The organism is Biformimicrobium ophioploci, from assembly GCF_030270605.1.
Lineage (GTDB): Bacteria > Pseudomonadota > Gammaproteobacteria > Pseudomonadales > Cellvibrionaceae > Biformimicrobium > Biformimicrobium ophioploci.
This window is the reverse complement of record NZ_BSYJ01000007.1, coordinates 1-24,720: the sequence shown is the minus strand read 5'-3', so window position 1 is coordinate 24,720 and position 24,720 is coordinate 1. Positions and strand designations below refer to the sequence as shown.

At 59.4% G+C, this 24,720-nt stretch carries 22 protein-coding genes; 16 read left to right on the top strand and 6 right to left on the bottom strand.

Annotated elements, in window-relative coordinates; genetic code table 11:
- The first annotated feature begins 24 nt into the window (after positions 1 to 24).
- The 7 genes from QSJ80_RS14500 to QSJ80_RS14470 all read left to right on the top strand — a co-directional run bounded on the left by QSJ80_RS14500 (position 25) and on the right by QSJ80_RS14470 (position 7,091).
- Positions 25 to 492, top strand: a complete 468-nt coding sequence (locus QSJ80_RS14500) for a type IV pilin protein (protein WP_285765192.1) — start codon at positions 25 to 27, stop codon at positions 490 to 492.
- Between the two features lie 222 nt (positions 493 to 714).
- Positions 715 to 1,245, top strand: a complete 531-nt coding sequence (locus QSJ80_RS14495) for a pilus assembly FimT family protein (RefSeq protein WP_285765191.1) — start codon at positions 715 to 717, stop codon at positions 1,243 to 1,245.
- Positions 1,245 to 1,715: a type IV pilus modification protein PilV gene (gene pilV / locus QSJ80_RS14490; protein WP_285765190.1), complete on the top strand. Its 471-nt coding sequence runs from the start codon at positions 1,245 to 1,247 to the stop codon at positions 1,713 to 1,715. Before QSJ80_RS14495 ends, pilV begins: the two co-directional genes overlap by 1 nt.
- Positions 1,716 to 1,717: 2 nt before the next feature.
- Positions 1,718 to 2,752, top strand: coding sequence for a PilW family protein (locus QSJ80_RS14485; protein ID WP_285765189.1), 1,035 nt, complete (start codon positions 1,718 to 1,720; stop codon positions 2,750 to 2,752).
- Positions 2,752 to 3,288, top strand: coding sequence for a pilus assembly PilX family protein (locus tag QSJ80_RS14480; protein WP_285765188.1), 537 nt, complete (start codon positions 2,752 to 2,754; stop codon positions 3,286 to 3,288). The genes QSJ80_RS14485 and QSJ80_RS14480 overlap by 1 nt, the downstream gene beginning before the upstream one ends.
- Before the next feature lie 19 nt (positions 3,289 to 3,307).
- Positions 3,308 to 6,619 (top strand): pilus assembly protein, encoded by a 3,312-nt coding sequence (locus QSJ80_RS14475; protein WP_285765187.1) that lies wholly within the window; start codon positions 3,308 to 3,310, stop codon positions 6,617 to 6,619.
- 13 nt (positions 6,620 to 6,632) lie between these two features.
- Positions 6,633 to 7,091: a type IV pilin protein gene (locus tag QSJ80_RS14470; protein WP_285765186.1), complete on the top strand. Its 459-nt coding sequence runs from the start codon at positions 6,633 to 6,635 to the stop codon at positions 7,089 to 7,091.
- Between the two features lie 56 nt (positions 7,092 to 7,147).
- On the opposite strand, the gene QSJ80_RS14465 is transcribed toward QSJ80_RS14470, so the two are convergent.
- The 3 genes from QSJ80_RS14465 to QSJ80_RS14455 form a co-directional block, all read right to left on the bottom strand.
- The gene (locus tag QSJ80_RS14465) at positions 7,148 to 7,711 is read right to left on the bottom strand and encodes a GspH/FimT family pseudopilin (RefSeq protein WP_285765185.1); all 564 of its coding nucleotides are present in this window, start codon (positions 7,709 to 7,711) and stop codon (positions 7,148 to 7,150) included.
- Between the two features lie 84 nt (positions 7,712 to 7,795).
- Entirely contained in the window at positions 7,796 to 9,205 is a 1,410-nt protein-coding gene (locus QSJ80_RS14460) for a sigma-54-dependent transcriptional regulator (RefSeq protein WP_285765184.1), read from the bottom strand.
- Between the two features lie 68 nt (positions 9,206 to 9,273).
- On the bottom strand, positions 9,274 to 10,857 hold the full coding sequence (locus tag QSJ80_RS14455; protein WP_285765183.1) for a sensor histidine kinase: 1,584 nt from the start codon (positions 10,855 to 10,857) through the stop codon (positions 9,274 to 9,276).
- 178 nt (positions 10,858 to 11,035) lie between these two features.
- Between QSJ80_RS14455 and QSJ80_RS14450 the strand changes: the two genes are divergently transcribed.
- The gene (locus QSJ80_RS14450; protein WP_285765182.1) at positions 11,036 to 12,664 is read left to right on the top strand and encodes an NAD+ synthase; all 1,629 of its coding nucleotides are present in this window, start codon (positions 11,036 to 11,038) and stop codon (positions 12,662 to 12,664) included.
- Between the two features lie 104 nt (positions 12,665 to 12,768).
- On the opposite strand, the gene QSJ80_RS14445 is transcribed toward QSJ80_RS14450, so the two are convergent.
- Positions 12,769 to 13,695: an outer membrane protein assembly factor BamD gene (locus tag QSJ80_RS14445; protein WP_285765181.1), complete on the bottom strand. Its 927-nt coding sequence runs from the start codon at positions 13,693 to 13,695 to the stop codon at positions 12,769 to 12,771.
- Between the two features lie 200 nt (positions 13,696 to 13,895).
- Here QSJ80_RS14445 and rluD point away from each other — a divergent pair, with 200 nt between their 5' ends.
- The 4 genes from rluD (at position 13,896) to clpB (ending at position 18,972) form a co-directional block, all read left to right on the top strand.
- Entirely contained in the window at positions 13,896 to 14,891 is a 996-nt protein-coding gene (rluD, locus tag QSJ80_RS14440; protein WP_285765180.1) for a 23S rRNA pseudouridine(1911/1915/1917) synthase RluD, read from the top strand.
- Complete coding sequence (gene pgeF, locus QSJ80_RS14435) at positions 14,881 to 15,639, top strand: peptidoglycan editing factor PgeF (protein ID WP_285765179.1); 759 nt, start codon at positions 14,881 to 14,883, stop codon at positions 15,637 to 15,639. Before rluD ends, pgeF begins: the two co-directional genes overlap by 11 nt.
- A 123-nt stretch (positions 15,640 to 15,762) precedes the next feature.
- Complete coding sequence (locus QSJ80_RS14430; protein ID WP_285765178.1) at positions 15,763 to 16,272, top strand: type VI secretion system tube protein Hcp; 510 nt, start codon at positions 15,763 to 15,765, stop codon at positions 16,270 to 16,272.
- Between the two features lie 99 nt (positions 16,273 to 16,371).
- Positions 16,372 to 18,972: an ATP-dependent chaperone ClpB gene (gene clpB, locus QSJ80_RS14425; protein ID WP_285765177.1), complete on the top strand. Its 2,601-nt coding sequence runs from the start codon at positions 16,372 to 16,374 to the stop codon at positions 18,970 to 18,972.
- A gap of 51 nt (positions 18,973 to 19,023) precedes the next feature.
- On the opposite strand, the gene QSJ80_RS14420 is transcribed toward clpB, so the two are convergent.
- Complete coding sequence (locus tag QSJ80_RS14420) at positions 19,024 to 19,521, bottom strand: DUF4124 domain-containing protein (protein WP_285765176.1); 498 nt, start codon at positions 19,519 to 19,521, stop codon at positions 19,024 to 19,026.
- Between the two features lie 427 nt (positions 19,522 to 19,948).
- Between QSJ80_RS14420 and QSJ80_RS14415 the strand changes: the two genes are divergently transcribed.
- From QSJ80_RS14415 to pssA, 4 genes are all read left to right on the top strand, one after another.
- Positions 19,949 to 21,685 (top strand): acetolactate synthase 3 large subunit, encoded by a 1,737-nt coding sequence (locus QSJ80_RS14415; protein WP_285765175.1) that lies wholly within the window; start codon positions 19,949 to 19,951, stop codon positions 21,683 to 21,685.
- Positions 21,686 to 21,687: 2 nt separating this feature from the next.
- On the top strand, positions 21,688 to 22,179 hold the full coding sequence (ilvN, locus tag QSJ80_RS14410; protein WP_285765174.1) for an acetolactate synthase small subunit: 492 nt from the start codon (positions 21,688 to 21,690) through the stop codon (positions 22,177 to 22,179).
- Positions 22,180 to 22,233: 54 nt separating this feature from the next.
- Positions 22,234 to 23,259: a ketol-acid reductoisomerase gene (gene ilvC / locus QSJ80_RS14405; protein WP_285765173.1), complete on the top strand. Its 1,026-nt coding sequence runs from the start codon at positions 22,234 to 22,236 to the stop codon at positions 23,257 to 23,259.
- Between the two features lie 102 nt (positions 23,260 to 23,361).
- Positions 23,362 to 24,186, top strand: a complete 825-nt coding sequence (gene pssA / locus QSJ80_RS14400) for a CDP-diacylglycerol--serine O-phosphatidyltransferase (RefSeq protein WP_285765172.1) — start codon at positions 23,362 to 23,364, stop codon at positions 24,184 to 24,186.
- 214 nt (positions 24,187 to 24,400) lie between these two features.
- On the opposite strand, the gene QSJ80_RS14395 is transcribed toward pssA, so the two are convergent.
- The coding region (locus QSJ80_RS14395; protein ID WP_285765171.1) for a hypothetical protein at positions 24,401 to 24,720 on the bottom strand (320 nt) is incomplete at its 5' end.

Sequence of the window (24,720 nt, the reverse complement as noted above, 5' to 3'; positions counted from 1 at the left end):
GAACCTCCATGTGCAGGAGGCACAATGAAAAAGCAAAGGGGTTTTACCCTGATCGAACTGATGATTGTGGTGGTGATTGTCGCTGTGCTGGTATCGATTGCGTTACCCAGCTATCAGGCGCAGGCCCGTGCGAGTAACCGGGCGGCGGCACAGGGCGACCTGCAGAACTGCGCCCTGGCGATGCAGCGCCATTTTACCGAGAAGGGTACTTTTATCGGGGCGGATGGAAACAATGCGCCGATAACCAGTCGCGCGACACCGACTATCTTCCCGGCGCAGTCTCCGGTGGACAGCGCCAACAAGCTTTACAATATTTTTATCACCGAGGCCAACGGCAGTACCTTTACCCTGGAGGCGGTGCCAATTTCCGGCACCATGCAGGCGTCCGACGGCCTGTTGCGCCTGTCTTCCTCCGGCGCCCGTGGCTGGGACCGGGACAATAGCGGTGATGTCGATAGTGCGGCGGAAAACTGCTGGCGCAAGCACTGCTAGTAAAATTGCACCACCGGTCAAATCTTAATCAGTTGCGGGCGCTCGCCCGCAACGTTTTCCTCATTATTTCCTTTCTTCAGGCACGCTAATCCGCTGATTGCTGCCGTCTGTCACCTTGTGCGTCTTTCCGCTTTTTTTGACGACAGCCCGTGGTATATATACACGCCTCAAATTCCGTAACGCTGGTGCAAGATGCCGGCGCCACAAGAATAAGGTTAAAAAATGTACCGACGGCCACCCGGGCAGCAACAGCGGGGCTTCACCCTGATCGAGCTGATGCTGACCATTGGTGTACTGGGTGTGATCGCAGCCATCGCGGTCCCCTCCTTCACCACCATGATCAAGAACAACCGCATTACCGCTACCACCAATGAGGTTGTGGGGGCATTGCAATTCGCTCGCGCAGAGGCGGTGCGACGCGCGCGAGTGGTCCAGGTCAACAGCGTCGACAACGACTCCAGCAAGGGGCTGCTGCTGTGGATGGATGGCGATTCCAGCGGAAGCTACCAGGCCGGTGAAGAGTTGCGCATCATGCGTATCGCCGACAGCAGCATGACGATCGTTGCGAAGGTCGGGGCCGCTGCCGGTGCGGTAGATTTTGCCGTTGCCCCCAATGGCATGACCAACCTGGCGGACACCCTGACCGTGAACATTTGTGATGACCGCTCCGGAGATTACGGCCGCACCATCAGCCTGCTTGCATCTGGCGTGGTGCGCACGGAGACCGGTGTGACCTGCGGGGAGAGCGTGTGATGACTCAATCTTTTAAGCAGCAGCGCGGCGCCACCCTGATTGAAGTGCTGATTACCGTGCTGGTGATGGCCATCGGCCTGCTTGGTCTGGGTGCTACCCAGATGCTGAGCCTCAAGAATGGCAACAATGCGCATCATCGTTTTATGGCAGCGTCTGCCGCCCAGGACCTGGTGGAGCGCATGCGTGCGAACCCGGACGGTGTGGAACTCGGTGGCTACAGCGACAAGAGTGTGAATGGTACCGAGTCTGTTGTGAGCTGTACCGCTACCTGTTCGGCCTCCGAGCTGGCCAATATGGACCTGTACGAGTGGGGCCAGCTGATCGATGTGAACCTGCCGGATGCCGTGGGTACGGTCGATGTTGACGGGGCTATTGCCACTATCAGCGTCGGCTGGAAAGAGCAGAATACCCAGGGCCGCAGTGCGGAAGCTACCGATGATTCCGCATTTACCATGCAGGTGGAGTTGTAAATATGAAGAAACTGAATAGTCAGCGCGGCCTTTCTATTATCGAGCTGATGGTGGGCCTGCTGCTCAGCTCGCTGCTGCTGCTCGGCGTACTGCAGGTATTTGATGGCAACAGCGCTTCTTCTCGCATGCAGAACGCCTACGCGCGCCTGCAGGAAAGCGGCCGTTTTGCCAGTGACTTCCTCTCGCGCGAAGCGCGTATGGCGGATTACTGGGGCTGTGCCCCGGACAAGAGCAGTATTCGCAACCATCTGGACCCTGCCGACTCAGATTACGACTCCGAGGTACACGGCAACTTCGGTGCGGACGGGGTGCTCGGTCAAGACAATGTCAGTGGCCTGACGATTGGCGGCATGAACGTGATCGACGGCACCGATGTACTGGAGCTGAGTGGTGCCACCGATGCCTGTCGCGGTACCGGGCGCATGGTGCCGAGCGTCACTGCGGCTGCGCTGCACGTAACCCCAAGCTGCAACGTGGTACCGGGCCAGATTGTGCTGATCACCAACTGCCAGAGTGGCGAGCTGTTTACCGTCACCAATGTGCAGAACGGCGGTGGTGGTGACTCCGGCAAAAAAACGATCGTGCACAATACTGGCGTGGATGATACCGACTGGGTACAGAATGCCACCAAGACCCTGCAGCGCGAGTATGGCGCTGACGCCAAGGTGCTGGTGCCCTACAACCACAAATTCTTCATCGCCAACAGCCCTGTGGGTACTCCGTCGCTGTACATGAGTGAGAACGGCGGCACGGCACGCGAGCTGGTGCCCAATATCGATGATTTCCAGTTGCTCTATGGCCGTGATGGTAACGGTGACGATGTGGTGGATATCTGGGGGCCGGCGGTGAATGACAAGGCGCTGATGGAGCAGGTACTGGCGCTCAAGTTCCAGCTGGTGCCCAGCAGCGACAATCGGGTCAGTGCTGCCGATCAGGCAATCACCAACCTGGATGGTGCCAGCACAACCTATACCGATGGCAAGTTGCGCAAGGTGTACACCTCCGCAGTCAAGGTTCGTAACCGGGGGGAAATCTGATGCAGAATTTGCATAGCCAGCGCGGCGCCGTGTTGGTGGTCAGCCTGATAATCCTGCTCGTATTGACCATGATCGGTATTTCCAGTGCGCGCACGGTGCTGCTGGAAGAGAAAATGACCTACGCCTCCCGCGACGCCAAGGTCGCGCTGGAAGTGGCGGAAGCCCTGACCGTCGAAGCGGAACGCTATGTGGATTCCATTGCCACTACCGGTGATTTCAATTCCACCGGGCACCTCTATGCCCTCGGTGATGGTGAGGAAGACCTGTATGGATCCAATGTCTGGTCCGGCACGCGCTCCCTGGAAGCAGAGGTGCCGATGCTCGGCCCGGATGGCAGCAATCTCAAGGGGCGTTTCTTTATCGAACTTGCCGGTATTGCGGACAAGGAAGACCCGGCCAACGACATTGCGATCATGGGCTACGGCCAGTCTACCGGTGGTGGTGAGATAAAGGTGTTTCGTATTGTCGCCATGGGCTATGGCATCAACGATGCCACACAGCGAATTTTGATTACCCGATATGGACGGCGCTTCTAGCGCGAGAGTGGGGAAAATAATGAAGAAAAAATTTCAGCTGAAGTCGCTCCTGCACGGACTGGCGGGCTTTTCTTATATGTCAGCGGTGTGCGTGTCAGCCGCTCCTCTCACGCTTTCTGAAGTACCTCTGCAGGCAACAGGCAAGGCCGAGCCCAACCTGATGATCCTGCTGGATTCCTCCGGCTCCATGAACCAGATTCTGGAGCCGGATAATTATGTGGCAACGGACACCACCTGGGATTCCTGCGCAAGCCCGATTGCGAATAGCGGAACCATCCGTATCAGAATCGGCAACACTGCAACCAACGGTGGCCAGGTCAGGTTCTGGCGCAGTGATGATGAGGCGAATGAGTATACCTGGAGCGCTATTCCCAGTGCCGGCCAGTCCTGTTTTGACAAGGACGAAACCTACAACGCCGTTCTCTATGCAGGCCGTACCAATGGTGACTGGAAAATCTGGCAGGACGGTGCGGGCAATGCGCAATATTCCGGGCACTTCCTGAACTGGTATTTTTCCGACAGCGCAGGCTTTCTGGCGGATAACTTCGGTCAGGGCGCAACCCAGAAGCCGGGCACTGAGCGTCGCACCACCGTCGCCAAGGCTGCCGCATCGACACTGATCGATGGGCTTAATAACATTCGCGTTGGTGTAGCCCAGTTTAATTCCGGTGATGGCTCTCAGGTGCTGGAAGGTCTCGAAAGCATCAATACTGCGCGCACCAACCTGCAGACCACGATTGATGGTATTCCCGCAGGTGGGTCCACGCCACTGGCCGAATCCTTCGAGTCGCTAGGGCGCTACTATATCGAGGGTAAGCACCCGCAGCAGCTCACCATGTACCCGGATACTGCGCCGCAGAATGCCAACGGCGAGAATATATTTAATAAGAAGCCAGCCTACGCGGATGCGACCGATGAGCCCGTAGCAGGCAGTGAGGCCATTCAGTATTACTGCCAGCGCTCATTTATTGTGGGCCTGACGGACGGTATCCCGACCAGTGATGGTGATATCAGCAACCTGCTCGACGACTACGATAACGACAGCGATGTTGATGAAAGTGATAATAATGAAAGCCTCGATGATGTGGTTAATGCGCTCTATGACATCGACCTTCGCCCGGACCTGAAGGACGACGACAACGAGCCGGTCAAGAACAACATCACCACTTACCTGGTAGGTTTCGCGGATGCTGCACTGGCCAACAACCAGTTGATGAAAGACGCTGGCGCGGCCGGTGGCGGTGAATTTATTTACGCCTCCAATGCGGCAAACCTGAACAAGGCATTCAATGAGGCGATTGCGGCCATTACCAACTCGGTGGGTACCCAGGCGTCGGTTGCCTTTAACTCCACCTCCCTCGATACCGGCTCTGTCATTTACTCGGCCAAGTTCGATACCGCGGACTGGAGTGGCGAGCTGTTTGCACGCCGCATTGACCCGACTAGCCGCACCATCACCACGACCCTGTGGGAGGCGGGTGAGCAGCTGGCCAACGAAACCTCCAGCAGCCGTGAAATCATTACCTTCAAGGATGGCGACGGAGTGCCTTTCACCGTCAGTGCCCTGACTGATGCCGGCAGTTCGATTCAGGAGCAGGACCTCTATGTAAATGCGTCTACAGGTGCGACAGACGACGTGGACCAGTGGGATGACCGCATTGCCTACCTGCGCGGAGATACCAGCAAGGACGCACTGGATGGGTTCCGCCCCCGCGGCCTGTTCCCGTCATCCAGCAGTGTCAGCGGCTCCACCAAACTGCTGGGAGATATCGTGCACTCTACCCCGGTCTATGTCGGCAAGCCGGAAATGGGCTGGCCAACGAGCTTTGGAGGTGGCAACAACTCCTACGAGCAGTACAAGATCGACCAGGACAGCCGCACGCCGATGGTATATGTGGGCGCCAACGATGGCCTGCTGCACGCGTTCAACGCCAACACCGGTGAGGAAGAATTTGCCTATATGCCGGGCAAGGTGTTTAACAGCCAGCGTTACGATGGCGCACACATCTATACCTCAACCGAGTATGACCACGAGTACTACGTAGACCTGACGCCTTCGGTCTCCGATGTTTACATTGACCCCGATGGTGGGAGCCAACAAGACTGGCGCACTGTACTGATCGGTGGCTTGAGGGGTGGCGGTGCCGGCTACTTCGCGCTGGATATCACCGACGGCGCCTCGATTACCGAAACCGATGCCGATGACCTGGTGCTGTGGGAGTTTGATGGCGGCGACGATACCGATCGTGCCAACCTGGGCTACAGCTATGCGCGGGCACAGGTTGCCAAGATGGCAGACGGCCAGTGGGCGGCCATCTTCGGCAATGGTTACAACAGTGAAAATGGTGTGGCCGGCCTGTTCGTGGTGTTTATCGAAGAGGGCGCGGATGGAAGCTGGGATGCGGGCGACTGGAAGTTTATTTCCACCGGCGAAGGACCCGATGGAAGTGGTCGCAAGAATGGCCTGTCCTCGCCCGCGCTGATCGACTCTGACGGTGATTTCCTGGTAGACCGCATCTATGCCGGTGACCTGCTCGGCAATATGTGGGCCTTCGATATGAGCGGCAATAGCGCAAGTGGCTGGGACGTGGCCGGCGGTGAGCCGCTGTTCAGGGACGCGGGCGAGCCCATCACTGCGGCGCCGCTGGTGGCACGTAATACTGAAGTCGCTGGAGGCTCTGCGCCCAATGTACTGGTGATGTTCGGTACCGGTCAGTACCTGAACACCGGCGACCTGTCTGATGATACCGGACGCAATTTCTACGCCGTTTGGGATAATGGCACGGTGGACGGGGGCACTACCGCGACCCCAACGAACCTACAGACGCGCACCATTTCAGAGTCCGGGGGCCTGCGCAAGATCACCGGCGACGATGTGGATTGGGCCACGCAAGCCGGCTGGAAAATCGGGCTGAACGCGGGTAGTGGCGACTTTGCCGGTGAGCGTGTGATCACCGCGCCTTCACTGCGCCGCAACACGCTGTTCTTCAGTACCGTGATCCCGAACCCGCAGCCCTGCGCCTCGAGCGGTACCGGCTGGCTGATGAGTATCGACTTCCGCACCGGCAAGGCCGGCCAGGATGCCGTGTTTGATACCAACAACGACGGTGAGATCAATGCAGTCGACGCGGGATACGCCGGTATCCTGTACGACTATGTCGGCGATCCGGACGGCGATGACGCTGGCGGCCAGCCGGGTGAATCCGGCTTTATTGGTGACCTGCGCTGCACGCCGGGCAGTAACGGTGAGGTGAAGTGCGATGATATTGATGTGGGCAAGGAAGACCGCGAAGGGCGCCTGTCCTGGGAAGAGCTGGCGCCAGCCTATTAAGGAGTAGAGTGAAATGACAATGAAACGCAGTGCGGGTTTTACCCTGATTGAATTGATGATCGTGGTGGCGGTTGTGGCGATCATTGCCGCAATCGCGTTACCGTCCTACCAGGATCAGGTGCGCTCCTCCAACCGTGCGGACGGTCAGGCAGCCCTGATGGGGCTGGCCCAGGCCATGGAGCGCCATTTTACTGAGACCGGCTCCTATACCGGTGCGGGCACTGGTGGCGCGGATACCGGCGCGCCGGCGATCTTCTCCGCGAAGGCACCGATCGATGGCAGCAGCACTTTCTATAACCTGACCATCGACAGCGCGTCGGACTCCAGCTACGTGCTGAAGGCCACCGCGGTGAACGGCCAGGCGGAAGATGGCGATATGGAACTGACCTCCAGCGGCCTGCGCCGCTGGGACCGCGGCGATGACGGCACCATGGATAACCCCGGCGACCTCTGCTGGAGCCGCAAGTGCTGACCGCCTGAAAAATGCAGCCTTAAAATACCCTCGCGAGAGGGTATTTTTTTGCCCGTTCACTTTTCATTGCAATCAAGGTCCACGCCACTGCCGTTCTCGACAATACCGTTACCGTTGTTGTCACGACCAAAATAGGCGCGCCCGGTGGCATTGAGAATGATGATCCAGCCATCGGTGTTTTTCCCGGATGGTGGGCAGTAGTGAAAGCTGCCACTCTGTGAAGGGGTAACACCGTCAGGGCGATAGCGCAGATACGGACGATTGCCAAAAGATGCCCAGCTCAATTTTGTGCCGGATCGGAACGCATCAATCTGCCGCAACAGACTTTCTCCATCATCCAGTGCGCCGTTGCGGTTACTGTCTTCAAACAGCAGTGCGCCACCTGCCCAGTTGCTACCGCAGCGATTGTTGTGCGCCGGGCAGATCACCAGGTTTTTTTGCTGGCTGAGTGAAAGCCCCCTTGCCGTTGCGATCAGGTCGAACAGGGCATAACCGGACAGGCGGTTGCGCCTGGCTTCGAGCAGTTCACTGAAAGAGGGAATGGCGACGGATGCAATAATTGCCAGGCAGGCAATCACCAGCATCATTTCGATAAGGGTATAACCCCGGTAAATGTTCACGCGACGATCCTTGTCGTAATACCGGCATTTGCCGATTTTATTTCCCGGCCTCCTGCCGGGCGCGCGATTCTAGAGAGTTGTTTATCAGTCGTCCAGCCCGAGTTTTTTCAGGCGGTAACGCAGCGAGCGGAAGCTGATGCCGAGTTTTTCGGCCGCAGCGGTACGGTTCCAGCGCGTTTGCACCAGGGTTTTTTCAAGCACATCGCGCTCGATGTCCTCGAGGTATTCATCCAGGGATTGCGCGGCGGGATCGTAATACGCGCTCAGTGCACTTTGCAGTGCTGCGGTGGGGGCGGCGAGAACGGCGGGTGCCGTTTTCTGCGCGGGTGATGCGCTGTGCCTGTCGATATCGTGCACGAGGTTCAGGTCCTCTGCATCGATCTCACTGCCGCCGCTCAGGGTGAAAGCGCGCTCGAGGATATTTTCCAGCTGCCGTACATTGCCGGGGAACGGGAATTCGTCCAGCGCTGCCAGCGCCAGCGGTGTCAGCGCCGGAGTGGGCACGCCGGCATCACGCGCCAGGCGTGACACGATGCTGTTGCACAGTTGTGGAATGTCACCGCGACGCTCACGCAGCGCCGGTACCGGTAACTCGATGACGTTGATGCGGTAGTAGAGGTCGCTGCGGAAATGACCGTGGGACACCTCTGCAGCCAGATCCTTGTGGGTGGCGCTAAGGATGCGCACATCCACTGCGGTCTCCTGGCCCGCGCCGACGGGGCGCACGGATTTTTCCTGGATGGCACGCAGCAGTTTGACCTGCATGTCCAGCGGCAGGTCCGCCACTTCATCCAGGAACAGGGTGCCGCCGGAAGCCATCTGGAACAGGCCGGCTTTGTCCTGGTGGGCGCCGGTAAAACTGCCCCGGCGGTGGCCAAAGAATTCGCTTTCCATCAGCTCTGAAGGGATGGCACCGCAGTTGACGGCGATAAACGGGCCACTCGCGCGCGGGCTGGCGGCGTGTATCGAGCGCGCGGTCAGTTCCTTGCCGGATCCGGACTCGCCGCTGATGTAGATCGGCGCATTGCTGCGCGCCACCTTGCTGATGCGCTGGCGCAATTGCCCCATCGCGGAGGAATCACCCTGCAGCAGGCGCTGACCGCTGTCCTCGTCGCTGGGCAGGTGTGCCAGTTTCAGCGCCGTCTGCACCAGGCTGCGCAATTGCTGCAGATCCACAGGCTTGGAGACAAAATCAAAAGCACCGAACTTCATCGCCTTGGTGGCGGTGTCCATATTGCCGTGGGCGGTAATGACGGCAACGGGCATTGGCCGGTAGCGCTCCTGGATCAGGTGCACCAGTGACAGGCCATCGCCGTCTGGAAGGCGCATGTCGGTGAGGCAGAAATCAAAGCTCTGCTCGCGCAGCAGGTCGCGCGCACGCTGCAGCGTATGCGCGGTCTGGCTGCGAACCCCCATGCGCAGCAGTGTCATCGACAGCAGCTCGCAGATATCGGGTTCGTCATCGACGATAAGGGCAAGGGCTTCGTTGGCCATGCGTTGTTTTTTTTTGTCCCAGTGCTGTTTATTTATCTATTGTTTTATCAAATCGCAAACTGTCCCGGTCAGAATACCTTTGCCGGGTGCGCCAGTTCTATCCGGAAGCAGCTATGGCCCTGCCTGTTCTTGCCATAGACCAGGCTTGCCTGGTTGGACTCACACAGTTCGCGCGCAATATAGAGCCCCAGGCCGGAGCTGCTCTGTCCGGTGGTGAAAAACGGCTCGAAAATCTTGTCCCGGTGCTCTTGCGGTACGCCGGCGCCGAAGTCGATAACATCGATTACCGCATGGCCGAGCTGCGGGTGGTTGCGCACATTGATCTCCACCGCCGCGACACCGGTGTCGGAAGCCGAGTGGCGCAGTGCATTTTGGCACAGGTTAGTGAGTACTTGCGATAGCTGGTGCGGGTCGAATCGGGCGATGACCGGTTCGTCCGGGATATATGTGGTAATGCGGCAGTCTTCATCTGCTCCGGCCCGGAAATCGGCCACGAACTGCTCCAGCCAGGTGCGCGTATCGAGACGCTGTGCGGAACGGGCGCGGCGTCGCGACAGCAGCATTACGTTCTCGATAATCTGGTTTACCCGGTGGCTCTGTTGGCTGATGATCTCGGTCAGGCGCAGGCAGTCGCGGTTCAGGCCCTGCTCCTCGGACAGCAGCTGCGCCGCATGGCTGATGGCCCCGAGCGGGTTGCGGATTTCGTGGGCGATGGAGCCGGTGAGGTGGCCGAGGGAGCCGAGTTTCAGTTGCTGCGCGCGCTGATGCAGTTTGCGGTTGTCCTCGATAAATACCAGCGTATTGGCCGTCGCGCCTTCCATATCGGCGAACTCCAGCTTTAGCTGGCCGCGGTCGCCCGCGTCGAGGCTGATTTCGGCCTCGGTCCGGTTGGTGCGCCATTCGCGCACCTTGTCCTGGATCCGGGCGTGAAAACGGCCGCCGGGCTGCATGTCGTCCCCAAGCAGCTGCAGGGCCGAGCGGTTCACCAGCTCCACCTCGCCCTGGCCATCCACCACCAGCACTCCAGTGTCCATACGCTCGATGATCTGCTGGGCCAGGCGCTGCAGGTGATCCGCCTGGCGGGCCTGCTGCTCGGCACGCCAGGTGGCGGTGCGCATGCGGATGGCGAGGTACTGTAGGCCCAGTACGGTGCAGAACAGCAATATGCCGAGGCCGCCGGCGGAGACGATCTCACTGGTCTGGGCATCGCCGCGGTTGAATGCATAGACTTGCAGTACGATCACCGCGAGGCTGGCCACTGCCGCGTAAAATGCGCCCATGCGCTTGTCCAGCAGGGTGGTGCCCATGGCGACGGTGATGATGAGCAGGTAACCCAGCCCGGAGCTCAGCCCGCTGGCGTGGATAAACAGCAGGAACGCGCACACGTCCAGCGCCAGCATAGCTGACACAGGGCGGCCGGATACGCTGTAATTGAGGCGTGCGACCAGCGCCTGCAGGCCGATATTGGCGATCAGGTAGCTGAGCGCAGTGTAGAAGTAGAGTTCAGGCGCATTGGTGCCGACTACGCCCCGGCCGGTGCCGGCGATGAAGATGGCCAGCAGTACTGCCGCGATGCCGACGCGGTATATCGCGTAGATGCGCAGCAGGTCGCTTTGCTGGTAGGACAGGTTGACGGCTTGGCTCTGGCTCATAGCTGGCTCGCGCATGGGGTCATGGCGTATTGGTGGTTATTGGTATTGCCGCTGGATCCCTTGGCAGTATCGGCATGTTCCCCGACAATAGCGCCCGTATTCCGATGCCGGCTTTGATCGGTATTTGTTCAACCGGGTTCGGTCGACCCGAATCAGTAACCCAATCATGGATTTCGCAATGGCTACTGTGCAGATTGTTATGGCACAAATCAACACGCTGGTGGGGGATATCCCCGGCAATACGCAGCGTGTCATCGAGGCGACGCGCGCGGCGAGCGCTCAGCATGGCGCAGACCTGGTGATCTTCCCGGAATTGACCCTGACTGGTTATCCGCCGGAAGACCTGCTGCTGCGCCCCAGCCTTTGCGACCGTATTGATGCTGCGCTCGCTTCGCTGGTGGCAGCGGAGCTGCCCTGTGCGGTGTTGCTGGGTTATCCGCGCCGCATGGGCGGGCGCCTGTTCAACATGGCGGGGCTGCTGCAGGACGGGCGCATCGTCGCCGAATATGCCAAGCAGAAATTGCCGAACTATCAGGTCTTCGACGAACAGCGCTATTTTGTGGCCGGCAACAGTCCCTGCCTGGTGGAGATTGCGGGTATCCGAGCGGCGATCACCGTGTGCGAGGATATCTGGCACCCGGATCCTGTGGTGCAGGCGGTCGAGGCCGGTGCCCAGCTGATGCTGAACCTCAATGCATCACCGGTACACCTCGGCAAGATGGAGAGCCGGCGCGAGACCGTGGCCCAGCACGCGGCAGCCAACCAGCTGCCCATTGTTTACGTTAACAGTGTCGGCGGCCAGGACGAGCTGGTATTCGATGGTGGTTCCTTCGCGGTAGATGCCGAGGGGGAGGTACAGGTGCAGGCGCAACGCTATGAGGAGCAGATGGTGCCCGTCGCCGTGGAGCTGCAGGAACAGCAGGTGCGGCTGCTGGCGGGTGACCGGGCGCCGGATCTCGAGCGTCTGGAAGAGGTTTACAACGCGCTGGTGCTCGGCGTGCGTGATTACGTCAACAAGAACGGCTTCAAGGGCGTGGTACTGGGCCTGTCCGGTGGTATCGACTCGGCCCTGACCCTGGCCATCGCGGTGGATGCGCTGGGGCCGGAGCGGGTAGAGGCGGTAATGATGCCGTTCCGCTACACCTCAGACATGAGCAAGAACGATGCTGAGGACGAGGCCAACCGGCTGGGAGTCAATTACCAGGTCATCAGCATCGAGCCCATGTTCGATGCATTTATGAGCGCCCTGTCCGGCGAGTTTGCCGGTACCGCGCGCGACACCACCGAGGAAAACCTGCAGGCGCGTTGTCGTGGCGTGGTCCTGATGGCGATCTCCAACAAGAAGGGCTTTATGGTGCTCACCACCGGCAACAAGAGTGAAATGGCAGTAGGTTACGCCACGCTCTACGGGGATATGGTGGGCGGTTTCAATGCCCTCAAGGATGTGCCAAAGACCATGGTGTTTGAGCTGTCGCGCTACCGCAACAGCATTTCCGAGGTGATTCCGGAGAACGTCATCACCCGGCCCCCGTCAGCCGAGCTGGCGCCGGACCAGAAGGATGAAGACAGCCTGCCACCATACGACATCCTCGACCGGATCCTGTACCTGTACGTAGAGCGCGATATGAGCGCCAATGCCATCATTGCGGAAGGTTTCGAGGCAGAGGATGTGCAGCGCGTGGTGCGCCTGATTGACCTGAATGAGTACAAGCGCCGTCAGGCGGCGGTGGGTGTGCGTATTACCGAGCGCGGCTTTGGTCGCGATCGGCGCTATCCCATCACTAACGGTTGGAAAGCCGGCGTCTGAAAACTAATTTACTCGCTCTGGCGTTTTCAGTCGCCAGGATTGCTAATTTGCCCGCCCAATAAAAAACCCCGGCATGCCGGGGTTTTTTATTATCTGGAGCCGGATCAGCGCGGCGGCATCGGCGCGTCGCGGTCGCGGTACGCAGCGTTGTACTGCTCGCGGCTGTCAAAGCCGGTGGGCTCGGCTTTCTTGAACAGGCCAAGGGTCGCGCGGTGCAGCCAGCTGCGACCGGCAGTGCCCTCGTAGTAGGCGTAGTTGAAGTCGCCGTTCTCGATGGCCGGGTGGTTGGGGTAGTTCTCTAGCAAAACACGCTTGGTGTTCTGCTCCAGCTCCGGCATTTCCAGCAGGTGGTAGGCCTGAATCATTACCGCCAGGGCATCCGGTACAGACGGGGTCTGCTGGAAGTTCTCCACCACAAAACGGCCACGGTTGGCCGAGGCGACGTAGGCGCCGCGCTTGAAGTAGTAGTTGGCGACATGGATTTCATAGCGCGCCAGCAGGTTGCGCAGGTGCACCATGCGCTGCTGGGCGTCGTTGGCGTAGGGGCTCTCCGGATAGCGGGACAGCAGCTGCGAGAAATGTGCGAAGGATTCGCGTGCGGAACCGGGGTCGCGCTTGGTCAGGTCCGTGGGCAGGAAGCGCTCGAACAGGCCGGTGCCCTCGGTGAATGACGCCAGGCCCTTCATGTAAAACGCGTAGTCGACGTTGCGGTGCTGCGGGTGCAGGCGGATAAAACGGTCCGCGGCGGTGATGGCGGCGTCGTTTTCGTAGTTACGGTAGTAGGCGTAAATCAGCTCCAGCTGCGCCTGCTCGGCGTAGGTGCCAAACGGGAAGTTGTCTTCCAGGGCGCGCAGGTTCTTGATGGCCAGGTCCCACTGGCTGGAACGGAGCTGCTTCTGGGCAGCTTCATAGAAGGCGGTTTCCGTGCGACTGCCGCTCGGCAGGCCGGTATCGTCCTGCTCGTCCGTGCTTGCGCAGGCACCCAGCAACACTGCCGCGGTACCCAATAACAGTAATTTCCAGGCTCGCATGGCCCCTCGCTCTATCTTTATTCGTTGGTGCTTCTTAAACTATGCGCAGTGGCCTGACACCGGTGGCCCCGCAATTCCCCGGCCTTTGTGGCCGGCTGATATCGGGCCTTCCCGGCCGGACGCTCCTGCCGCAAGGCCAGCTATTTAAACACAGACACCCTAGTCCCCAAAGTAGTTCATTTACCGGGCGCCAGTAACGCATGACAGAAACCATCCGATGCCAGGCCAGGGTGCCTGACGCCTGTAGCGGCCAACGCCTGGACCAGGTAGCCGCCAGCCTGTTCACAGATTATTCAAGGGCGCGCCTGCAGCAGTGGATAAAGGAGGGGCGTCTACTGGTCGATGGCGCCAGCGCACGTCCGCGCGACAAGCTGTTTGGCGGCGAGGAGCTGTCTCTCGAGGCAGAGCTGGAAGCCCAGGGGGAGTGGCAGCCGCAGGAAATCGGGCTGGACCTGGTGTTCGAGGACGCCCATATCATGGTGTTGAACAAGCCCGCGGGGCTGGTGGTGCACCCGGCGGCAGGCAATCCGGACGGTACCCTGCTGAATGGCCTGCTGCACCATGCGCCGGAAGTGGCTGCGGTGCCGCGCGCCGGTATCGTGCACCGGCTCGACAAGGACACCAGTGGCCTGATGGTGGTGGCGCGCACGCTGGCGGCACAGGTCAGCCTGGTGGCACAGCTCAAGGCGCGAACAGTCAGTCGCGTATACGAGGCTGTGGTCAATGGCTGCCTCACTGGCGGTGGGACCATAGACAATTTCATGGGCCGACACCGCCAGAACCGCCTCAAAATGGCAGTGCTGCCTGAAATCGAGGGGCGTACCGACCGCAAGCCGGCAATTACCCATTACCGCCTGATCCGCAACTACCGCGCCCACAGTCACGTGCAGTGCAAGCTGGAAACTGGCCGCACCCACCAGATTCGCGTGCATATGGCGCATATCGGCCACCCGCTGGTGGGCGATCCCCTGTACGGCGGCCGACCCAAGCTGCCCAAGGGCGCTAGCCCGGAAACCATTGCCTGCCTGCAGGGGTTCGAGCGCCAGGCGCTGCATGCCGCACGCCTGGGACTGGTACACCCGGAAAGCGGTGAGGAGATGGAGTGGCAGGTGCCATTGCCAGCGGATTTCCGGGTATTACTGGATACCCTCGACGACGACCTGCGCCAGTATCCGGAGAATGACCTTGACCGATAACACCTTGCAGCCCAACTGGCCGGCACCCGCCAGCGTGCATGCCCTGACAACCCTGCGCGCCGGCGGGTTCAGCGGCGGCGCCTATAGCTCCAATAATATGGGCGCACATGTCGGTGATGATGACGAGGCAGTGGCGCGCAACCGCGCGCAGTTGCGCAAGGCGCTGGCGTTACCGGCCGAGCCACAGTGGCTGGAACAGATACACAGTGACAGACTGGTAGATGCGCAGGCCGATGGCGTGGTGCGCACCGCCGATGCCAGTTACAGCGCGCAGCGTGACGTGGTTTGCGCCGTAATGACTGCAGATTGCCTGCCGGTGCTGCTGTGCAATCGCGCGGGTACCGAGGTTGCGGCGGTACATGCTGGCTGGCGTGGCCTGGCCGACGGCGTTTTGCGTACAGCGGTGGAGCGTTTCGACGCAAAGCCGAGCGAGTTGATGGCGTGGTTCGGGCCGGCAATCGGGCCCGAAGCCTTTGAGGTGGGGGTGGATGTACTGGAGGCCTTTTTTGAGTCTGCCCGCAGCGAGGCGCACAACGCGGCCATCGGCAAGGCGTTTGTGCCGTCGCCGACCCGGCCGCTGAAATTTCGCGCCGATATCTACGCGCTCGCGCGCGCGGAACTGGCGGACCTGGGGGTGACGGAAATCTACGGTGGCGAGGCCTGTACGTTCACCGAAGAGGAAAAATATTTTTCCTATCGGCGCGATCGTGAGACCGGACGCATGGCAACCCTGATCTGGATGGGGTGATCGGCAGGCTCCGCAAAATCGGCAGCGCATTCGGCACCTGTGGTTCACCGCCGGCTAGCCTCTTGGAGGAGTGAGCAAACACGGTTCACCATCCCGGAAGTTTTCTGCGCAGGAGTACATCCCATGTTTTTAAACGCATCGCGTGCGCTGACCCCCGTTATCCTTTTGGTCGGCACTCTGGTCAGTGCCGTGGGTGCCCGCGCTGACGTATTTATCCAGATACCCAATATCCCCGGTGAAGCCACAGAACAGGGTTTTGAAGACACTATCAAGAGCAGCGGCATCACGGGGAATTTTGCCGGCAAGTCCTGCGGTAATATTTTTGCCGCAAAGGGCATAGACCTGGCATCACCACTGTTGATTGCCGCGGCGGTAAATGGCGATCTATTGCCTTCCGTGACCATTACCTATCGCGCTGTCTCCAATCAGGTTGCCTATTCGCCGCTAGTCATCCTGCTAGAAAATGCATCAATCACTGCGGTCGCTGCGGATGTGGCGGCGGGTGAATCTGAGCAGGAAGAGGTAATAACCCTGGTGGCTGGTGCGATCACCATTGAATACCAGCCCATCGACCAGGGGGTGCTTGGGCCGAAAACCATCTCAACGCTGAACTGCAGCAAGGCGAGGAAATAGCGCCGGTCTTGCAAGGTGGCTGCAGAGGCGTGTACGCCACCTTGAAAATGCGCAGGCTGCCCAAATATTCATTGATATGAATGACTTTTGGGCAGGACCATGCGAGCAGATAAACTGACGAATTCCCTACAGCTGGCACTGTCCGACGCGCAATCCATCGCCGTCGGGCGCGATCATGGCCAGATCTTCCCTGAACACCTTTTACAGGCGCTGCTGGACCAGCAGGGCGGCAGCGTGACACCGCTGCTGTCGCAGGCCGGTTTTGACCTGCAGGGCCTGCGCAACGCGCTGGCAAAAAGGCTCGAGCAGTTACCGACCATTACCAGTCCGACCGGCGACGTCAGCGTGTCGCAGGAGCTGGCGCGCCTGTTGAATCTCGCAGACAAAAAGTCGCAGGAAATCGGCGACAGCTACATCGCCAGCGAGACGGTATTGCTGGCCGCATTCGATAGCGCCAACGGTGAGATTGCAAAAATACTGGCGCGCTTTGGCAATGAAAAACAGCTGCAGGAATCGGTGCAGAAAGTGCGTGGCGGAGAATCGGTGCAGAGTCCGGATGCGGAAAATGCGCGCCAGGCACTGGATAAATATACCCTCGACCTGACCGCGCGCGCTGAGGCGGGCAAGCTTGACCCGGTGATCGGTCGCGATGAAGAGATTCGCCGCACCGTGCAGGTATTGCAGCGCCGCACCAAGAATAATCCGGTGTTGATTGGTGAGCCCGGTGTGGGCAAGACCGCCATTGTTGAAGGGCTTGCGCAGCGCATCGTCAACGGCGAGGTACCGGAAGGGCTGAAAGGCAAGCGTCTGTTGTCGTTGGACCTCGGTGCACTGCTTGCCGGGGCAAAATTCCGCGGAGAATTCGAGGAGCGCCTCAAGGCGGTTTTGAATGAACTGTCCAAGCAGGAAGGCAATGTCATCCTGTTTATTGACGAGCTGCACACCATGGTTGGTGCGGGCAAGGCCGAGGGCGCGATGGATGCGGGCAATATGCTGAAGCCCGCGCTGGCGCGCGGTGAGCTGCACTGCGTTGGCGCGACCACCCTGGACGAATACCGGCAGTATATTGAGAAGGATGCGGCGCTCGAGCGCCGTTTCCAGAAGGTGCTGGTGGACGAGCCGACCGAGGAGGACACCATTGCCATCCTGCGCGGCCTCAAGGAGCGCTACGAGGTGCACCACGGTGTGGATATCACCGATGCGGCGATCATCGCTGCCACCAAGCTTTCACAGCGCTACATTACGGATCGCCAGTTGCCGGACAAGGCCATCGACCTGATCGATGAGGCCGCGAGTCGTATCCGTATGGAGATAGACTCCAAGCCGGAAGCGATGGATCGGCTGGAGCGACGGCTGATCCAGCTCAAAATCGAGCGCGAGGCGGTCAAGAAAGATGAGGATGAGGCTGCCAGGGCGCAGCTTGAAAAACTTGAGCAGCAGATTGCGGAGCTGGAAAAGGAATACGCCGACCTGGATGAAATCTGGAAGGCAGAGAAGTCCGCGCTGCACGGCAGCCAGGATATCAAGAACAAGCTGGAACAGGCGCGCTACGACATGGAGGCTGCCTACCGCGCCGGTGACCTGGCGCGCCTGTCGGAGCTGCAATACGGCCTGATCCCGCAACTAGAGGGCCAGTTGCAGGCGGCAGACAGCGCCGAGAAATCGGATACGCAACTATTGCGTAACCGCGTCACCGAGGAAGAGGTGGCGGAGGTAGTGGCGCGCTGGACCGGCATCCCGGTCTCCAAGATGCTGGAAGGTGAGCGCGAGAAGCTGCTGCGCATGGAAGACGAGCTGCACAAGCGGGTGATTGGCCAGCACGAGGCGGTGACTTCCGTGAGCAATGCGGTGCGCCGCGCGCGTGCGGGCCTGTCTGACCCGAACCGGCCCAATGGTTCCTTCCTGTTCCTCGGTCCCACCGGCGTGGGCAAGACCGAGCTGTGCAAGGCGCTGGCGGAATTCCTGTTCGACACCAGCGATGCCATGGTGCGGATCGATATGTCCGAGTTCATGGAGAAGCACTCCGTTGCGCGCCTGATCGGTGCGCCCCCCGGCTATGTCGGCTATGAGGAGGGCGGGTACCTGACAGAAGCTGTGCGGCGCAAACCCTACTCGGTTGTACTGCTGGACGAGGTGGAGAAAGCACACCCGGATGTGTTCAATATCCTGTTGCAGGTGCTGGAGGACGGCCGCCTGACCGATGGCCAGGGGCGTACTGTGGATTTCCGCAACACGGTGGTGGTGATGACCTCCAACCTCGGTTCCGACCTGATCCAGAAGTTCGCCAGTGAGGTGGGCAGCGATGCGGTCGATGACGAGATCCAGTATCGCCAGATGAAGGCCGCGGTCATGGACGTGGTCGGAACCCATTTCCGCCCGGAGATGATCAACCGTATCGACGAGGTGGTGGTGTTTCATCCTCTCGGCAAGGAGCAGGTGCGTGGCATCGCCGAGATACAGCTGCAGATCCTGGCCAACCGCCTCGCAGAGCAGGGGCTCACGCTGGAGGTCAGCGAGCCGCTGTTGGATATGCTGGCAAAAGTCGGTTTCGATCCGGTCTACGGCGCGCGCCCGCTGAAGCGTGCGATCCAGCAGTGGCTGGAGAACCCGCTCGCGCAGGAGGTGCTGGCCGGCAAGTTCGTCAGTGGCGATACGATTCACGCGGACAGCGACGGCGAAAAGGCGGTATTCCGCAAGTAGGGCTGATGGAGTGCGCCGCCCTTGCTACGGCAGGGCGGCGCGAGCGTGTTGTTACTTGCAGCTTTCCTGGATTACGTACTGTGCTTCAGTAATCTTCTGCTGGTGTTCTTCCTCTGACAGCATGCGTACATTGCCGTCTTTATCGCGCATCTTGACGCGGCTGCGGGTCTGCAGGGTTTCCAGGTTGGCCTTCGCCTGATTGCAGCGCTGTGCTTCCGCAGACTGCTCTGCCGCGTTTGGCGTGTAGGTCTGGGGGGCCTCCTGCTCCGCGCCGGTGCTCACAGCATCCTCCGCCGGTGGCTGGCCTACATTTGCAGCCGCCAATGCAGCGCGCTGCGCTGCCTCCCGCTCACGCAGCAGCTCATGCTTGGGCTTGCGCACAGTTTCCACCGATTTGGAGTCCTTCGGCGGGTTGGTCCCGTAGTGGACCATGCCGTCTTCATCGACCCACTTGTATATACCGTCGGCCTGGGCAGCGGCCTGCAGGGCACCTGTTGCCAGGGCTGCGCCAAGCAGTGCGGGCGCGAGGAATTTTATTGTTGCTTTCATAACGACCTACGCATTGATTCGTGATTTTGCGAGTTTACCCATTTCGGGCAAATTTACCGGAATTTTTGCAAATTACCGAGTATTAACATCCGAATCCTTGACACCATCGATCAAAATTGCAGAATTGTCCCATCGCTAGATGGCGAGTAGTCCTCCGTTACCCTCGGAATTCTGTCTACCTGATTGAGTTAAGCTCTCATCGGCCCATCTATTAGTTAGCGAAAGCGCACCTAAGAGGGCGCTTAACCGTATAGACGCCGCTGCAGAAGGTACGCAGCCCGGCTGCTCGTCCGGTGCGAACTAATATTGTCATTTTTATTTTCATTAGGATCGCGGTTTGCCTTTTTCCCTAGGCGCGCAAAGCTTTTGCGTTTTTAGCGGTTAATGGAATTTTCGCTCATCTGCGAGCTATGAACAGGGGGTTCAGGTGGAGTTATTGTCCGGCGGCGAGATGTTGGTTCGCTCGCTGCAAGATGAAGGGGTGGAGCTGATCTTCGGGTATCCCGGAGGGTCGGCGCTGCATATTTACGACGCAATCTTCCGTCACAAGGGCATCAAGCATGTGCTGGTGCGCCATGAACAGGGCGCGACCCACGCGGCAGATGGCTATTCCCGTTCTACCGGCAAGGTCGGGGTCGTACTGGTCACCTCTGGCCCGGGTGCCACCAATGCCATTACCGGTATTGCTACCGCCTACATGGACTCCATCCCGATGGTGGTGATCTCCGGTCAGGTACCGACCGACAAGATCGGCGACGATGCCTTCCAGGAAACCGACATGGTCGGCTGCTCGCGTCCGATCGTGAAGCACAGCTTTCTGGTCAAGCGCGCCGAGGATATTCCCGGGGTGATCAAGAAGGCTTTCTATATTGCCTCGACCGGTCGTCCGGGTCCCGTGGTTGTGGATATCCCCAAGGATGTCACCAATCCGGCCGAGCGCTTTCCCTACGAATACCCCGAGCAGGTCAAGATTCGTTCTTACACGCCCGCAGGCAAGGGCCACTCCGGCCAGATTCGCAAGGCAGTGGGCCTGCTGATGCAGGCAAAGCGCCCGGTGATCTACGCCGGTGGAGGTGTTATTCAGGGGGATGGAGCAGACTTGCTCACCGAGCTGGCGCGCCGCTTGAATTTCCCGGTGACCAATACCCTGATGGGGCTCGGTGCCTATCCGGGTACAGACCGCCAATTCCTGGGCATGCTCGGCATGCACGGGACCTTCGAGGCAAACACGGCCATGCATCATGCCGATGTGATCCTCGCGGTGGGCGCGCGCTTTGACGACCGGGTTACCAACACCCCGTCCAAGTTCTGCCCCAATGCAAAGATTATCCATGTCGATATCGATCCGGCGTCGATCTCGAAGACGGTCACAGCGGATGTACCGATTGTTGGCAGCGTCAAGAATGTACTGGCGGAGATGCTGGAGCAGATCCTGTCCGGCAAGCAGTCACCGGACAAGTCCGCAATCGTTGACTGGTGGGCACAGATCGACAGCTGGCGCGAGCGCCATGGCATCTACACCGCCCCGCGTTACCGCACCGATGGCGACATGATCATGCCGCAGGAAGTCATCAAGGCAATTTTTGCTGCGACGGATGGCGATGCCTTCGTGACTTCCGATGTGGGCCAGCACCAGATGTTTGCCGCACAGTATTACCTGTTCGACAAGCCGCGCCGGTGGATCAATTCCGGTGGCCTCGGCACCATGGGCTTCGGCCTGCCAGCGGCGCTGGGGGTGAAGATCGCGCACCCGGATTCCGAAGTGGTCTGTGTGACCGGTGAAGGCAGTATCCAGATGTGTATTCAGGAACTGTCCACGGCAACCCAGTATCACCTGCCGGTGAAGATTGTCTGTGTGAACAACCAGGCCCTCGGCATGGTCAAGCAGTGGCAGGAAATGCAGTACGAAGGACGCCTGTCCAACAGTGTCTATGAGGAGTCCCTGCCGGACTTTATCAAGCTGGCGGAAGCCTACGGTCATGTCGGTATCCGTATCGACAAACGCGAAGACCTGCAGCAGAAGATGCGCGAAGCCTTTGCGATTAAGGACCGCACGGTGTTTATCGACGTCTATGTTGACCCCGGTGAGCACGTATATCCGATGCAGGTGATGCCCAACGGCTCCATGCGCGATATGTGGCTGAGCAAGACGGAGAGGACCTGATCATGCGGAGAATTGTTTCGGTCCTGATGGAAAACGAACCCGGGGCCTTGTCGCGGGTGGTGGGTCTTTTTTCCCAGCGCGGCTACAACATCGAAACCCTGACGGTGGCACCGACAGAAGATTCGACCCTGTCGCGCCTGACCATGACCACAGTTGGGGATGACCGGACCATCGAGCAGATCACCAAGAACCTGAACAAGCTGATTGACGTGGTCAAGCTGGTGGACCTGACCGAAGGTGCGCACATTGAGCGCGAGCTGATGCTGATCAAGGTGCGTGCCACTGGTGTGGCGCGTGACGAGATCAAGCGTTGTGTGGATATTTTCCGCGGCCAGATCGTGGATGTAACCAGCAGCGTCTATACGGTGCAGATCGTCGGCACCAGCGACAAGCTGGATGCCTTCGTGGACACCATTGGCGAAAGCCTGATTATGGAAGTGGTGCGTAGCGGAGTTTCCGGTATCGCCCGCGGCGAAAAAATTCTGAGTCTTTAATGGGCTGCAGAAAGCCCTGAAGAATAAATTGCGAATTGAGAGAAGGTAAGAAACATGCAGGTTTATTACGATAAAGATTGTGACATGTCCCTGGTTCAGGGTAAGCGCATTGCGATTGTTGGTTATGGCTCGCAGGGCCACGCCCACGCCAACAACCTGAAGGACTCCGGTGTAGCCAATATTGTGATTGGCCTGCGCAAGGGCTCTTCCTCCCGCGACAAGGCTGCAGCTGCAGGTTTTGAGGTGGCGGAAGTAGCCGATGCGGTCAAGGATGCCGATATCATCATGATCCTGGCCCCGGACGAGTACCAGGCTGAAATCTACAAGCAGGAAGTTGCACCCAACCTGCGCCCTGGCGTCGCGCTGGCGTTCGCACACGGCTTCAATATCCACTTCGAAATGATCGTGCCGCCGAAAGACGTTGACGTGATCATGATCGCGCCGAAGGGTCCGGGCCACACCGTGCGCTCCACCTATCTCGAAGGCGGCGGCGTGCCGACCCTGATCGCGGTGTACCAGGATGCGACTGGCAAGGCCAAGGAACTGGCACTGTCCTGGGCTTCCGCCAACGGCGGCGGGCGTTCCGGTATTATCGAGACCAACTTCCGTGAAGAAACCGAGACGGACCTGTTCGGTGAGCAGGCGGTACTCTGTGGCGGTGCCGCAGCACTGGTACAGGCCGGTTTCGAGACCCTGGTGGAAGCGGGTTACGCGCCGGAAATGGCGTACTTCGAGTGTCTGCACGAGCTCAAGCTGATTGTCGACCTGATGTACCAGGGCGGTATCGCCGATATGCGCTACTCCATTTCCAACACCGCTGAATACGGCGACTACGTTACCGGTCCGCGCATCATTACCGATGAGACCAAGGCAGAAATGCGCCGCGTACTGGACGATATCCAGCGCGGCAAGTTCGCCAAGGACTTTATCCTCGAAGCACAGGCTGGTCAGCCACGCCTCAAGGCGGAGCGTCGCATCAGCGCTGAGCACCCGATCGAGCAGGTCGGTGCCAAGCTGCGCGGAATGATGCCCTGGATCAAGGCCAACAAGATCATCGACAAGACCGAAGGCAACAGCTAGAAGCTGCCTGACAGTCTATAAAGGAAAAGCGGCATGAAAATGCCGCTTTTTTTTTAAATGCCGTATCAAGTATGATTCCGCTCGACACGATTGGAGTGCGCTATGAGCGAAAAAGAAACAAAATCCGGCGGTAGTGAATCCGCGAAAGAGGGGATTCAGCTGCCAGTCGACGAGCACGTCGAAGAGATTTCTGAAAACGGGCAGAAAGTGCGCGCCCGGGGTATTTACCTCCTGCCCAATATGATCACCACCGGCGCACTGTTCAGCGGCTTCTATGCAATTGTCGCGAGTATGAACGGCAAATTTGAGTGGGCAGCAATCGCCATTTTCGTGGCGATGGTCCTCGATGGGCTGGATGGCCGGGTTGCACGCCTGACCAATACCCAGAGTGCTTTCGGTGTGCAGTACGATTCCCTGTCCGACATGGTTTCATTCGGGCTGGCGCCAGCGCTGGTCGTATTCAACTGGGGGCTCGGTGAGCACCTGGGCAAGTTCGGCTGGGCCGCCGCCTTCATTTATGCGGCCTGCGGCGCCCTGCGCCTTGCGCGTTTCAATACCCAGGTCGATACCGTCGACAAGGGTATTTTCGTTGGCCTCGCGAGCCCGACTGCGGCGGCGATCGTCGCCAGTATGGTGTGGGTCGGTCACGATATGGAGGTTGGTACGCCGACGGCTGTGGCGGCGGCGCTGGTCACCATGCTGGCCGGATTGCTGATGGTGTCGAACTTCCGCTATAGCAGCTTCAAGGGCCTCGACATGAAGGGGCGGGTACCATTCGTGATGATGCTGCTGGTCATCCTGGTATTTGCCCTGGTTACGGTGGATCCCCCGCGGGTGCTGTTCACAATCGCTGTGCTCTATACCTGTTCTGGCCCGGCGGCGTGGCTGCTTGGTCGCTTCGGCAAGGGCAAGACCGAGGCGCAATAAGCCACACATCGCGTGGCACGGCACCCTCAGTTTGCCTATATTTGATTAAGTCCCGGTTACACGGGCGGGGCGTCAGGCGCCCCTTTTTGGATGTATTTCCTCTGTTGGTCGCTGATTGTCGGTTAACCGTCGTGGGAGCCGGGCGGCCTCAAGTTAAAATATTTTCGGAAACGCTTGCCCTGCGTTGGCTGGCTGCGTATAGTGCGCGCCGCTGTCACGGACGGGCAGCGAGAAAGGCGCCAGGCTCGATGAGTTTTTGGTCGCCGGCAGGCAGGGAGTCTGGGGTTGGAAACCGCGGTTTTGTGGCTTCGAAAGAAACTTCAGAAACTTCCAGAAAGTGCTTGCAAAGCTGGGTCAGCGCTGTAGTATGCGCGCCCACGGTCACCGCAGGGTGGCTTGGGAGGCTCTTCCAAGCTGTTGATTTTGCTGAAGTTTTCGCAAAATCAAAACGGAAAAAGAGCTTGCCAGACGGAGGCTTCGCTGTATAATGCGCGCCTCGCTCGAGACGCCTCTCCGGAGGGTTCGGGCCACGGG